General features: G+C 74.2%; 11 protein-coding genes and 1 tRNA gene. 4 read left to right on the top strand and 8 right to left on the bottom strand.

The features are described from left to right. From AC07AW_RS25545 to AC07AW_RS25530, 4 genes are all read right to left on the bottom strand, one after another. Entirely contained in the window at positions 1-1605 is a 1605-nt protein-coding gene (locus AC07AW_RS25545; RefSeq protein ID WP_478817762.1) for a class I tRNA ligase family protein, read from the bottom strand. Then, the gene (locus tag AC07AW_RS25540) at positions 1602-2141 is read right to left on the bottom strand and encodes a cupin domain-containing protein (protein WP_478817761.1); all 540 of its coding nucleotides are present in this window, start codon (positions 2139-2141) and stop codon (positions 1602-1604) included. The genes AC07AW_RS25545 and AC07AW_RS25540 overlap by 4 nt, the downstream gene beginning before the upstream one ends. Positions 2142-2217: 76 nt before the next feature. Then, positions 2218-3102: a beta/alpha barrel domain-containing protein gene (locus tag AC07AW_RS25535; protein WP_478817760.1), complete on the bottom strand. Its 885-nt coding sequence runs from the start codon at positions 3100-3102 to the stop codon at positions 2218-2220. Between the two features lie 5 nt (positions 3103-3107). Beyond that, the gene (locus AC07AW_RS25530; protein ID WP_392159311.1) at positions 3108-3305 is read right to left on the bottom strand and encodes a hypothetical protein; all 198 of its coding nucleotides are present in this window, start codon (positions 3303-3305) and stop codon (positions 3108-3110) included. A 208-nt stretch (positions 3306-3513) separates the two neighbouring features. On the opposite strand from AC07AW_RS25530, the gene AC07AW_RS25525 reads away from it, so the two are divergent. The 4 genes from AC07AW_RS25525 to AC07AW_RS25510 all read left to right on the top strand — a co-directional run bounded on the left by AC07AW_RS25525 (position 3514) and on the right by AC07AW_RS25510 (position 8103). Continuing rightward, complete coding sequence (locus tag AC07AW_RS25525) at positions 3514-4767, top strand: LuxR C-terminal-related transcriptional regulator (RefSeq protein WP_478817759.1); 1254 nt, start codon at positions 3514-3516, stop codon at positions 4765-4767. A gap of 122 nt (positions 4768-4889) precedes the next feature. After that, positions 4890-5651, top strand: coding sequence for a signal peptidase I (lepB, locus tag AC07AW_RS25520; RefSeq protein WP_478817758.1), 762 nt, complete (start codon positions 4890-4892; stop codon positions 5649-5651). Between the two features lie 89 nt (positions 5652-5740). After that, on the top strand, positions 5741-6667 hold the full coding sequence (locus AC07AW_RS25515; RefSeq protein ID WP_478817757.1) for a hypothetical protein: 927 nt from the start codon (positions 5741-5743) through the stop codon (positions 6665-6667). Continuing rightward, a complete protein-coding gene (locus tag AC07AW_RS25510; RefSeq protein WP_478817756.1) occupies positions 6664-8103 on the top strand; it encodes a hypothetical protein in 1440 nt (479 codons plus the stop codon). Before AC07AW_RS25515 ends, AC07AW_RS25510 begins: the two co-directional genes overlap by 4 nt. A gap of 86 nt (positions 8104-8189) precedes the next feature. Here the strand turns inward: AC07AW_RS25510 and AC07AW_RS25505 are convergent, their stop codons facing one another. The 4 genes from AC07AW_RS25505 to AC07AW_RS25490 all read right to left on the bottom strand — a co-directional run bounded on the left by AC07AW_RS25505 (position 8190) and on the right by AC07AW_RS25490 (position 12621). Beyond that, positions 8190-8993 (bottom strand): phosphatidate cytidylyltransferase, encoded by an 804-nt coding sequence (locus tag AC07AW_RS25505; RefSeq protein ID WP_478817755.1) that lies wholly within the window; start codon positions 8991-8993, stop codon positions 8190-8192. After that, the gene (locus tag AC07AW_RS25500; protein ID WP_478817754.1) at positions 8990-10753 is read right to left on the bottom strand and encodes an aminotransferase class I/II-fold pyridoxal phosphate-dependent enzyme; all 1764 of its coding nucleotides are present in this window, start codon (positions 10751-10753) and stop codon (positions 8990-8992) included. The genes AC07AW_RS25505 and AC07AW_RS25500 overlap by 4 nt, the downstream gene beginning before the upstream one ends. 163 nt (positions 10754-10916) lie before the next feature. Continuing rightward, a tRNA-Thr gene (locus AC07AW_RS25495) sits at positions 10917-10990 on the bottom strand. A gap of 80 nt (positions 10991-11070) precedes the next feature. Next, positions 11071-12621 (bottom strand): alpha/beta hydrolase, encoded by a 1551-nt coding sequence (locus tag AC07AW_RS25490; protein WP_478817753.1) that lies wholly within the window; start codon positions 12619-12621, stop codon positions 11071-11073. Positions 12622-12641: the final 20 nt, after the last annotated feature.

The following is a 12641-nucleotide window of genomic DNA, read 5'->3' as shown; positions in this document are numbered from 1 at the left end:
TCAGGCACTAAAGACCGCCCCGGGCCAGGCCGCCACCGGCGTCCCCGCGGCGAGCGGCGCGAGGGCCTCCGCGTCGACCCGGCGCGGTTCCGGCGCGAGGCCGAGGAGCGCGGCGAGCCGGGCGGAGCCGTACGGCAGGGCGGGCGCGGCCCAGGCGGACAGGGCGGCGGCGACGGCGAGCTGCGCGGAGAGCGCCGAGCGGTACGCGGGGGCGCCGTCCGGCCGCTCGCCCTCGAAGCCGTTCACGTACCCGAAGTCCTCGGCGAGGCACACCACTTCGTCGAGCAGCGCGATCGCGCGCCGCGCGTCGTACCCCTCGATCCCGTACGCCTCCCGCAGCTGTCCGACGGTCTCGGTGAGCCGACCGCGCAGCCGCTCCCAGGCCGGACCCTGCGGCGTCTCGGCGGGCACGGTCCCGTCCGTGGACTCGGCGACGGCGGTGAGGAGCCGGCCGAGCCAGCCGTCCCAGCGCTCGGCGAGCCGTTCCCGGCTGATCGCGAGGGCGGCCGAACTGAAGCTGGTCTGGCGGCCGTTGGGGCGGTCGGACAGGACGTGGTAGCGCAGGACGTCCGCGCCGGTCCGGGCGAGTTCCTCGTGCGCCCAGATGGCGTGGCGCCGGCTGGTGGAGAACTTGAGCCCTTCGAGCCGGTAGAACTCGTTGACGACGAAGGCCCGGGGCAGCGCGATCTCGGGGTCGTACGCCCGGAAGGCGGCGGGGAACAGCAGGGCGTGGAAGTAGCCGTTGTCGAAGCCGAAGAACTGGACGGGCGCGGGGGCTGGTCCGGTCTCGCCGGCGCCGGTCCACTCCAGGAGGTAGCCGGAGGCCATCTCGAACCAGACGTAGATCCGCTGGTCGGTGAAGCCGGCGACGGGCACCGGCACGCCCCACTCGGAGGGGTGGCTGACGGCGATCTCGGGGAGCCCGTCGGCGCGCATCCGCTCGCAGAGGGAGCGCAGGTGCGGCGGCATGTCGACCCGGTCCCAGAAGGCGGCGAGTTCCTGCTCCCAGGGGGCGAGGGGGAAGTAGAGCCGCTCGCAGTCGCGGAGTTCGGGGGTGGCGCCGCAGCCGGTGCAGACGGGGTCGGTCAGGTCGGCGCAGTCGTTGGGGCGGCCGCAGGGCTCGCAGGCGTTGCCGTTGGAGCCGGAGCCGCAGTGCGGGCAGTCGCCCTTGAGGTAGGCCTCGTACAGCCAGCGCTCGCAGCCGGTGCAGTACGGCAGCGGGCGCGTCCGGGCGACGATGTGCCCGGCGTCGTACAGGCGGCTGAAGAAGTCCTGGACGGCCGACCGGTAGCCGACGTCGCGGCGCGGGCGGACGATCGCGTCGAAGTCGGCGCCGGCCTGTCGCCACACGGATTCGATGGAGGCGCCGTAGCCGTCGGCGACCTCGTCGCCCTTGCGGCCGCCGTCGTTGAGGCCGCGGACGGGGACGTAACTCTGGTGGTCGTCGAGGCCGGTGGTGTAGCGGACGGAACCGGTGCCCTCGGCGGCGAGGAAGCGGCGCAGGACGTCGCCGGCGAGGTAGGGCCCGGCGAGGTGGCCGATGTGGAGGTCGCCGTTGGGGGTGGGCGGGGTGGCGGTGATCCAGTGGGCGGTGGTGTCGCTCATGCCGCGACCTCCTCGTTCTCGGTCTCGTTCGCGGTCTCGGTCTCGGGCTCGTTAGCGGTCTCGTTCGCGGTCTCGTTCGCGGTACGGATGGCGGGCTCGCGCAGCGGCCAGTAGAGGGAGACCCAGCTCAGCTCGGTGTCGCCGGTGTTGTGGACGACGTGCTCCTGGTTCTTGGGCAGCACGACGATGTCGCCCGCGCGGAACGGCGGCTCCAGGCGGCCGTCGAGGGTCACGTTCCCGGCCCCGGCGAGGATGATCATGACCTCGTCCTGGTTGTGGCAGTCGGGGTCGGAGTCCCCTCCGGGCTTCAGGAAGCAGGCCATCGCGCCGACGGGCGGCTCGGCGTCCCCGCCGGGCCACGGGATGAGCCGCTGGCAGGCGAGCCCGAACTCCTCGGTGGCGGCACTGCGGTCGATACGGAGGCGGCGATCGGCCATGGGGGCGGCTCCGGGGGTCGGATGCGGGGGGATGTCGCGGTACGGAGTGGGGGCGAGGGCCGGTTCTCCCGGCGGGAGGATGGGCGAGGTGAAGGGCATACGGGTCTCCTGGGGCGGTGGGCGCGGTCGAGGCGGCCCCGGGCGCGACGGGACCTGAGGGTGTTCGGGGTTCCGGCTACCGGGGGCCGAGGCCCTGCACCGACGTGACCGGGATGCGGGCGAGGCCGGCCATGACCTGGCGGGGGCCCGCCCCCCACCCGTACCGCCGCTTGAGCGGCGCGACGTGGGTGGCGATGAGCGCGAGGAGCGGCGCGAGGTCGGTGGGTGTGGCGCCGAGGAGGGCGAGCAGCTGCTCGGTACGGGTCAGGCCGGCGCCCGGGCCGATCCCGTGCACGGCGGCGTCCTGCCAGGTGGCGCCGGCGCTCCCGGCGACGACGGTGTTGTGCAGGGCGAAGCCCTGGTTGTCACGGGCGTGGATGCCGACGGGGGCGGACACGGCGGCGCGGGTGGACTGGACGAGTTCGATGACGCGCTCGGGGCGGAGCGAGCCGAGGGAGTCGACGAGGAAGACGGCGTCGAGCGGGCCGAGTGCCGCGCTCTCGCCGAGGCAGCGGTCGAGTTCCGGGTAGGAGGCGAGGTCGATGTGGGTGAGGAACAGACAGACGCCGAAGCCGGCGTCCCGCAGGCGGTGCAGCGGCGCGGCGGCGCGGGCCACCCGGTCGTACCGGACGGCGAGGCGGACGAGGCCGACGGACACGGGGCCGGTGGCCAGGGCGTCGGCGATCCGCCCGGCGGAGGCCGTGGCGGCGGCGTCCGTGGCGGGCAGGTCCGCGGTGTCGAGGAGGACGGAGAAGCGGGGGCCGTAGCGCTCGGGGAGCGGGACCGGCAGCAGCGCGCCGCGCGGGGCGGAGCGGTCGGCGGGGTCGTGGACGCTGCCCAGCTCGATGACGTCGATGCCGAGCCGCGCGCAGACCGCGAGGTAGTCGGCGGCCAGCGCGGGGGGTACGGATCCGCCGGTGAGCCGTCCGCCGGTGCGCAGGGTGCAGTCGAGCAGGGTCATCGGGGTCACCCCCAGCCGGTGTCGTTCGTGCCCGTGCCGGCGGCCGGGGCGCCCCAGCCGGTGTCGTAGGTGCCGGTGAGGACGGCCGCGCCCCAGCCGGTGTCGTCGGTGCCGGTGGCGATCCGGTCGGTGGTGACGGTGGCGAGGCCGGCGAGGCCGACGACGAGGGTGGTGAGGAGGGTGCTGCGGATCCGCCGCTTCATGTCGTGTGCTCTCTTTCCGCTTCCGCGAGGAGTAAGTCGTGGGTTTCCGTGGTGGATTGCGAGCTTCGCGGGCTGTGCGAGCTTGGTGCGCTTCGACCTTGTGGGCGGTGATACGAACGTAGCGAGGGCTGCATGGCTATGGGGCCGACCGCATGGCTCATTAGGCTGCATGGCAGCAAGAGGACGCCGTCACAAAACGGGGGAAAAGGTGGCGATACACGACACAGGGCAGGCCCAGAGCGACACCGAGAGGCCGGGAGCCGGCACGGCGGCTGCGACCACAGCAAGGCCAGAAGCCGCCACGGCGGCCGCGACCGCAGCGAGGCCGGAAGCCACCACGGCGGCCGAACCCGCGGCAAGGCCGGAAGCCACCGCCCTGGCCGCGATCGCGGCGGCGGCCCCGCCGGTCCCCGCGCCGCCCTCGGAGGCCACCGGGCACACCGGGCAGACCGGGGACTCCGACTCCCCCGGCGACCCGCTGACCCGCGTCTACACCACCCTGCTGGCCCGGGACCCGGCCCTCCCGCCCGCGCACCCCGCCGACCTCGCGGGGGAACTGGACCTGCCGCCCGCCCGGGTCGAGTCGGCCGTCTCGGCCCTCCTGGACATGGGCCTGCTGCGCCGGACCCCGGAGCGGGCCGTGCTCCCGGTGGCGCCGGACGAGGCCGTCCAGCGCACCCTTGGCCCGCTGGAACGGGAGATGCGCGCCCGCCGCCAGCACATGGAGCGCACCCGCGAACAGCTGATGGCCTTCATGCCGCTGTACGAGTCCCACCTGCTCCGCCTGACGCACCTGCGGCAGGCGGAGTACGTGGAGCTGCTCACCGACCTGCGTGCCGTACGGGAGGCCATCACCGAACTGGGCCGGACCTGCGAGCGCGAGGTCATGACGGCGCAGCCGGGCGGCGGGCGGCGCGCCGAGGTCCTGGAGGAGGCGGTGGCCCGCGACGAGGAACTGCTGCGCCGCGGGGTCCGGATGCGCGTCCTCTACCAGCACACGGCGCGTTTCTCCTCGGGGACGTGCGCCTATGTGGAGCGGGTCGGCCGGCTCGGCGCCCAGGTCCGCACCCTGGACGACGAGTTCCCGCGGATGCTGGTCTTCGACCGGGCGACGGCGGTCATCCCGGTCCCGGACGACCCGCACGCGGCGGTCCTCATCCGCGAGCCGCACGTGGTCGCGTTCATGGTGGGCGCGTACGAGCGGCTGTGGCTGGAGGCGCTGCCGTTCGAGACGGAGTGGGACCGGCAGACCATCATGGACATCTCCGACGAGCTGAAGCAGACGATCGTGCGTCTGCTCACGGAGGGCCTGACGGACGCGGCGATCGCCCGCCGCCTGGGCCTGTCGGTCCGCAGCTGCCGGCGTCATGTCGCCGACGTGATGGCCGCGCTCGGCGCCGAGAGCCGTTTCCAGGCGGGCTACCTGCTGGCGCAGCAGGACCGCGAGCAGCCGAGCCCCTGACGGGCCAGGAGGTCACCCGTACGGGGTGAAGAGCGGTCGCGGTCATCTTCCGGACACCGGCGGGGCATAGGGTCCGTGCAGACGACACAGGTCAACGGCGACACGACGAAGTCAGGGTGGACATGAGCGACTTGGCGACCGGGGAGCGATCCGACCGGGACGACCCGGAGGGAAGCCTTCCGGGCGAGGCGGAACCGGCATCCGGCGGCACTCAGAAGCGGCGCCGGCCGTTCTGGGTCGAGCTGCCGATGCTCGCCGGGGTCGCGCTGGTGCTGGCCTTCCTGATCAAGACGTTCCTGCTCCAGGCGTTCCTGATCCCCTCGGGCTCGATGCAGAACACCCTGCAGGTGGACGACCGGGTCCTGGTCGACAAGCTCACCCCGTGGTTCGGCTCGGAACCGGACCGGGGCGAGGTCGTGGTCTTCCGCGACCCCGGCGACTGGCTGGCGGGACAGCCGGTGAAGCGGCCCACGACGGCCCAGAAGGCCCTGGGCTTCGTCGGCCTGATGCCCGCGGCGGACGAGAAGCACCTGATCAAGCGGGTCATCGGGGTGGCGGGCGACACGGTGGAGTGCGCGGGCGAGGGCCCCCTGAAGGTGAACGGCAAGCCGCTGACGGAGCCGTACGTCTTCGCGGGGAACACGGCCTGCAGCACGGACCCGAGCGGCCAGTTCAAGGTGACCGTGCCCGCCGGCAGCCTCTGGGTGATGGGCGACCACCGGCAGGCCTCGCAGGACTCCCGCTACCACCAGGACGACTCCCGGGGCGGCATGGTGCCGGTGGACGACGTGGTGGGCCGCGCCGTCGTCGTCGCCTGGCCGATCGCCCACTGGTCGACCCTGCCCGTGCCGGACACCTTCGAGCAGCCGGGTCTCGCCCACTGACCGGGATCCGGACAACAGCCCTGACGGGCACCCGATCGGCGATAGCCTGACGGTCGGTCAGTTCGACCGGTCCAGGGGAGGGGTGCCGCATGGCCGTGGCCATGTACCAGGCGGTCATGCTCGCGCGGAAGAACGAGCAGCGGTACGAGAAGCTGCGCGCCCGCCGCGCGAAGCTCGACCGGCACATCGTCCAGGAGAGCACCGCACAGGACCGGCAGCGGCAGGCCGTCTACGACCGGGCCCTCGTCCCCTTCCGGGACGCCTTCGGGCGACTCAAGCGGGTGGATCTGGCCGAACTGGCCCCGGTGGAAGCGGCCGGGCACGCCACGGCCGACGTCGAACTGCGGGAGATCCAGCAGCTCGCCGTGTCCGCGATCGGGTCGATCGTCGGCGGCGGAGCCACCGGAGCGGGCGTCGGCGCGGCCACCTACATGGCGGTCGGCGCCTTCGCCACCGCCTCCACCGGCACCGCCATCTCCGGGCTCTCCGGGGCGGCCGCGAGCAGCGCCACCCTGGCCTGGCTGGGCGGCGGTTCGCTCGCGGCGGGCGGCGGCGGAGTGGCCGCCGGGACGATGGTCCTGGCCGCGGCGGTCGCCGTCCCCGCGCTCCTCGCGACCGGCGTCCTCCTCGAATGGCGGGGCCGCTCGGCCCGCGAGGACCAGCAGAAGCTCGCCGGGGAACTGGAAGAGACGGAGTCCGAACTGGCCGAGGCCCGCCGGACCCTGTCCGAGGTGTTCCGGCGCAGCCGGGAGATCCGTCTCGTGCTCAAGGACCTCTGCGCGGCCATGGAGGAGCGGCTGCCGGCCTTCGCGGAACTGGTCGCCGAGCACGACGACTACGGCGCGTACGACGCGCGGCAGCGCGCCCGGGTCAAGGAGATCTTCGACCTCGCCTGCACGACGGTCACGGTGATGGGAGCCCCGCCGGCCGGAGAGGACAGCCGGGTCACCGAGCTGTCCGGCCGCGTCGTCGCGGAAGCCCGGGCCCACCTGGCCGAACTGGCCCCCGCCGCATGAGCCGTACGGTCCTGCCCGGCGCCGCCGACCAGGCCGCCTGGACGGTCGCGGACGCCGCCACCCGCAGGCTGGCCGAGGCCACCGTCGAGACGCTGCGCACCCGGGAGACGGTGGAGCGGCTGGCGCGCCGGTACGTCAACATCGGCAACGCCCAGCGCGCCGGACACCTCTTCGAAGTGCGGCACGCGCTCTCCTTCAACCAGAACGCGATCCGCGCCGGCGCCTCGGTCCGCGCCGTGGTCACGGAGTGGGCCGAAGGCGGCTCGCAGACGGCCCCGGCCGACGTCCGGCTCCTCGACCGGGGCCGGCTCGTGGGCCAGGCGCAGGCCAAGCTGATGGACAGCGTCCCGAAGACCGCGCACCAGGTGGCCCGGCCGGAGTACGACGGGATGACGCGGCTGGTGGCGGGCGACCGGGTCGCCGCCGTGGACAGCCTCCTTGAACGCCGGCTCACCATGTCCCCCGAAGGGGTGCGGTTCGCCGACTACGCCGACGCCCACGCGCACCTGAGCGACCGGCTGCAGCACGGGACGGTGACCTCCGACCCGATCGACCTGGCCGACGCGCACCGCTCGGCCCTCGACCCGGGGCGCTGGGCGCGCGGTGAGGCGGTACGGGCGGCGGGCCGGGAGGCTGCGGCCGCGGCGGGGACGGCGGCGGCGGTCGGCGGACTGGTCACCGGGGCCGTGTCCGCCGCCGGGCAGCTGGCCCGGGTGCGGGCGGGCGAGACCTCGGCCGCGTCGGCCGCCCTCACGGCGGCCGCGTCGGCGGCCCAGGGCGCGGCGCGGTCCGGGGCCGTCGCGGGGCTCGGCTCGGTGATCCGTACGGCGGCACGGGCCGGGCGTCTGCCCGCGGTGCTGGGCGGCGGGGACCTGGCGTTCGCGACGGCCGGAGCCGCGTACGCGGTGGCGGAGGCCGGTGTGGCCCTGGCGCAAGGGCGGATCGACGCGGGCGAGTTCGCGGCCCGCAGCGCGCAGGCCACCCTGCAGACCGGTCTGGGCTGGGCCTGCGGGGCGGTGGGACAGACGGTGATCCCGGTGCCGGTGGTCGGGGCCCTGGTGGGCGGCCTGGTGGGCCAGGCGGCCGGCACCCTGATCACACAGGGCCTGCAGGCCGCCCTGGTGGCCGTCCGCGGCACCGGCGGCCCGGGCGCGGAGCTCCTTGAGCGGGAACTGCTCACGGCGTCCCTGACCTCGGGCCTCCTCGCCTCGGCGGCAGCCGCCCTGGGCCCGGCGACCCACGCGTCGGCCGTCGTACTCCCCGGCCTGGAAGCCGTACGGGAACGGCTCGCGGGCACCGACCCGGCGGCCGCGCTGTCCGGCCTGGCGACACTGACGGCCGCGGAGGCCGGCCGTCCCGTCTTCCTGACCCCGGAGGAATTCGACGCCTGGATGACCACCGAGGACGCCCCGCTGACCCTCGACCCCAACTGGTGAACGGTCGGGCAACGGAAAAGGCCGGGTCGGAAGCTGTCCGACCCGGCCTTCTTCACCCCGCCCCGTGACTCACCCCGCCCCGTGACTCACTGCAGCACCAGGAACACCGCCAGGGCGACGAGGAGGGAGTCGATCCGGTCGAGGAGGCCGCCGGAGCCCGCCAGCCACCGGCCGGCGTCCTTGGCGCGGGCGCCCCGCTTGACCATCGACTCCAGCAGGTCCCCGAGCGGGCCGCCGACCGCCACGGCCACCGCCGTCTGCCACGTCAGGGAGGACAGCACGGTCAGCGTGAGGAGACTGGCCGCGGCCCCGGCGAGCGTGCCGCTCCACCGCTTGGCGGGCGACAGCGGGGAGAGCCGGGGGCCGCCGAGACGGGGACCCGCCGCGTACGCGACGATGTCGGCGATCGACACGGCCACGAACAGGACGAGGCCGAGGGCGCCGGACGGTACGAGGCCGGCCAGGACGCCCAGCCACACGAGCCCCAGCAAGCCCGCCCCCAGGCGGCGGAGCCCGTGCTCCGCGTCGCCCGAGAGCAGCGGCACCCCGGCGATCGCGAGCGCCCCGGCCGCCGCCACCCGGAGCACCTCCCCGGGGGCCAGCCAGACGGTCAGGACGAGTCCGACGACCGCCGCGCCCAGCACCGCCCGGTCCACCGGCCCCAGCCGGAGAAGCCCGCCGAACTCCGCCACCGCGACCACACCGACCACGGCCGCGAGCACCGCGATCCCCGGCGGACCGAGCCAGAACGCGGCGGTCACCAGGGGCACTCCGAGGGCCCACACGCACCAGCGGACCATCAGCTCACGACGCCGGGTCGCCGCCACCGCGACGCCCCCGACCGCCAGTGCCCCGCCGAGGTACGGCACGAGACCTGCGACCGTCGTCACCGGGCGGCTCGCCCCGGCGCGCCCGCCACCACCGCGGCCGGCGCGCGCAGTGCGTCCAGGGCGCTCCGGCAGGCCGCCACGATCCGCGCGTTCTCCGCGGTGTCGCGGACGGCGATCCGGACGGTCCGTCCCTCGTAGACCGGGGACATCGGCGACAGGTCACGCAGGAACACGTCGTGCCGCCGGCACTCGCGCACCAGCCGCGCCGCGCTCGGTCCGTCCGTCGGCAGGGTCACCGTGAGGAAGTTCGCCACGCCCTCGTCGACCGAGGAGAACCCGTCCAACCCCCCGAGGGCGTACGCCAGTTCCCGGCGCAGCACATGGGTGCGGGCCCAGCGCTCCGCGTAGTACGCGGGGTCGCGCAGCGCCGTCACGGCAGCCAGCTGGGCCGGCAGGCTCACGGGCCACGGCGGCGTCCAGCGGCGCAGCTCCCCGGCCGTCTCCGGATCGGCCACCAGGTACGCGGCCCGCATCCCCGACAGCGCGTACATCTTCGACAGCGAGGTGCAGACCACGACCCGGCCGTCGGCCGAGGCGAGCCCGGCAAGCGAGTCCGCCGGATCGACATAGCCCAGGTACGCCTCGTCGATCCACCACCGGGTCCGCGCGGGGGAGGCCTCGATCACCGCGCGCAGCGCGTCGGCCGGGGCGTGACGGCCGGTCGGGTTGTTCGGGTTGACCACCACCACGAGGTCGTACCGTCCGTCGCCGGTCGCGGCGGCGAGCCGGGCCGGGTCGAGCAGCCAGCCGTCCTCCCGGCGCAGCTGGAGCCGGTCGACCCGGCAGCCGATCACCCGCTCGGTGACATGGGCGTACTCCCCGTAGCCCGGATCGAGCAGGAGCACCCGGCTGCCCGGCGTCAGCCACCGGCCGAACGCCCGGAAGATCAGATCGGACGAGCCCGCACCGACGACCAGCGACTCCACCGGCAGCCCGCGGACCCGGGCGATCTCCGCGAGCAGTCCCTCCGCGCCCGTCGGCGGCGAGGTCCGGGCCGCCCAGCCCGGATCCTCCGAGAGGACCGCGCGGACCGCCGGGGACGGCGGGAACCAGGCGTCCAATACATCTGCCGCGACCACCTCGTGACGGCGGGTCAGCGTCCGGAAGTCGGTGCCGATCGCCGAGAAGAACGCCCCGCCGTGCTCGCAGCCGTCCTCGCGCGGCGCGAAGGGCACGTCGAGCCGCCAGTCGAGGCCCGTCCGCAGCCGCTCCAGGGTCCGGCCGTGGCGCTCCGCGACCGTCCTCGTCAGCTCGGCCACGGAGCCGGTGAGGACCTCGAACGAGACCGCGCCCGAGCGGATCGTGCGCCCCACCGGCCGCAGTCCGGCGGCGAGATACATGTCGAGCAGCTCGGTGCGCCCCATCGCCACCACCCGGCGGCCGCCCCGCGCCGCGACCCAGCGCAGCGCCGCGTACATGAGGAGCGGGGCCGCCGCGGTGGACCGCCACTGCTCCTCGACGGTCAGGACGCGGATCTCGAACGGCGCCTCCTCGTTCAGGACCGGCAGCTCCTCGCGCGTCAGGTACTTGTCGAGGGAGTAGCGGCCCACCCACGGCGGGGTGAGGCTGACGAAGCCGATCCGCGTCTCGCCGCGCGCGGCCACGAGATAGACGTTGTCGCCGTCGAGTCCGTCGCTCAGCCTTCCCGATGGATCCACCGGATGCTGGCCGAGCTCCTCCGCGTACACCCGGTGGCGCAGTTCGTGGATCCAGTCGTGATCCCGAGGCGTGGCAGTGCGCAGCTGAAGGGCGTGCTCCATGCGTGGGTCCCCCCTGAGACGGTCCGGCGTTCGGGCCCCAGCATGGAGGAGTCCGGCGCACGGCACCTGAGTACGCGTACTCAACGGCACAACTCGGCGGCACCGGCGCATCCACTGAACCAGAAAGCCCAGGTCAGACAATGTCTGACCTGGGCTTGATCTGAGCCGCCTTCGGGATTCGAACCCGAGACCTACGCATTACGAGTGCGTTGCTCTGGCCAACTGAGCTAAGGCGGCACCGCTGTGCGTTCCCATGGTGGGTGCAGCAGCGTCGCCAAGTCTACACAGTTTCCGGAGGTGCTCCGACCACCCCCGGATCAGGCCTGCGAGCAGCGCTTTCCGTCCGCCGGAGGGGTGCCTTCGAGGAGGTACGTGTTGATCGCGGTGTCGATGCAGTCACTGCCCCGGCCGTACGCCGTGTGGCCGTCGCCCTCATAGGTCAGCAGCGTGCCGGAGGACAGCTGCTCGGCGAGCGACTGGGCCCAGTGGTACGGGGTGGCCGGGTCGCGGGTGGTGCCGACGACGAGGATCGGGGCGGCGCCCTCCGCGGTGATGCGGTGCGGGCGGCCGGTGGGCGGGGTGGGCCAGTAGGTGCAGTTGAGGGCGGCCCAGGCGAGGCCCGCGCCGAAGACCGGGGAGGCCTTCTCGAAGGACGGGACGGCCTTCGCGGCCTCTGCCGGGCCGCTGTAGGCGGGCGGCAGGTCCAGGCAGTTCACGGCGGCGTTCGCGGACATCAGGTTGGCGTACGTGCCGTCCGACTCGCGCTCGTAGTAGCTGTCGGCCAGGGTGAGGAGGCCGGAGCCGTCGCCGGCCTTCGCCTTGGTGAGGGCCTCGCGCAGCTGGGGCCAGGCGCCCTCGTCGTACATGGCGGCGATCACACCGGTGGTGGCGAGGGACTCGCCGAGCTCCCGGCTCTCCCCCGTGGGCACGGGCTTGGCGTCCAGGTCGCGGAAGAACTTCTTCATCGCCTCCCCGGCCGCGGCGACGGACTCGGTGCCCAGGGGGCAGTCCGACGTACGGATGCAGTCGGCGGCGAAGGCCTTGAACGCGGTCTCGAAGCCGCCGGTCTGGTCCCGGTTGAGGTCGAGCGCCGAGAGCGAGGGGTCCATCGCCCCGTCGAGGACGAGCCGGCCGACCCGGTCGGGGAACAGCTCGGCGTACGTGGCGCCGAGGAAGGTGCCGTACGACGCCCCCACATAGGTGAGCTTCGCGTCGCCGAGCACCGCCCGCAGGATGTCCATGTCGCGGGCCGTCTCGACGGTGGAGACATGGGGCAGGACCTGCCCCGACTTCTTCGCGCAGCCCGCCGCGAAGTCCTTGAACGCCGCGCTCAGCGCGTTGGTCTCCGCCATGTCGTCGGGGGTCTGGTCGACCTGCGTGTACGCGTCCATCTGCGGGCCCGTCAGACACTCGACGGGCTCGCTGCGGGCCACTCCGCGCGGGTCGACGGCCACCATGTCGTAGCGGGCGCGGACCGGCGCCGGGTAGCCGATGCCCGCGTACCCCTGGAGGTAGCCGACGGCGGAGCCGCCGGGGCCGCCCGGGTTGACCAGGAGCGAGCCGAGCCGCTTGCCGGGGCCGGTGGCCTTGACCCGGGAGACCGCGAGCTCGACCTCCTCCCCGTCCGGCTTCGCGTAGTCGAGCGGGGCGCGCAGGGTGGCGCACTGGAAACCCTCGACGCCGCAGTCGCGCCACTTCAGCTTCTGCTCGTAGAACTTCTTCAGCTTCGGCGCCTGGGACGGCGAGGACGGCGCCGGCGCGGCCGTCCGGGGCGCGGCGGCGTCGCTCCCGCCCGAGCAGCCGGAGAGGATCAGTCCGGCTGCCGCGAGGGCCGTGGCGGACGTACGGAGCAAGCGCCTGGAATCCATCCCCGGAGCGTATCCGGACC

The sequence above is a fragment of the Streptomyces sp. NPDC044003 genome, assembly GCF_056435185.1.
Note: the sequence above shows the minus strand (reverse complement) of the source record. Positions and strands in the feature narration are given on the sequence as shown.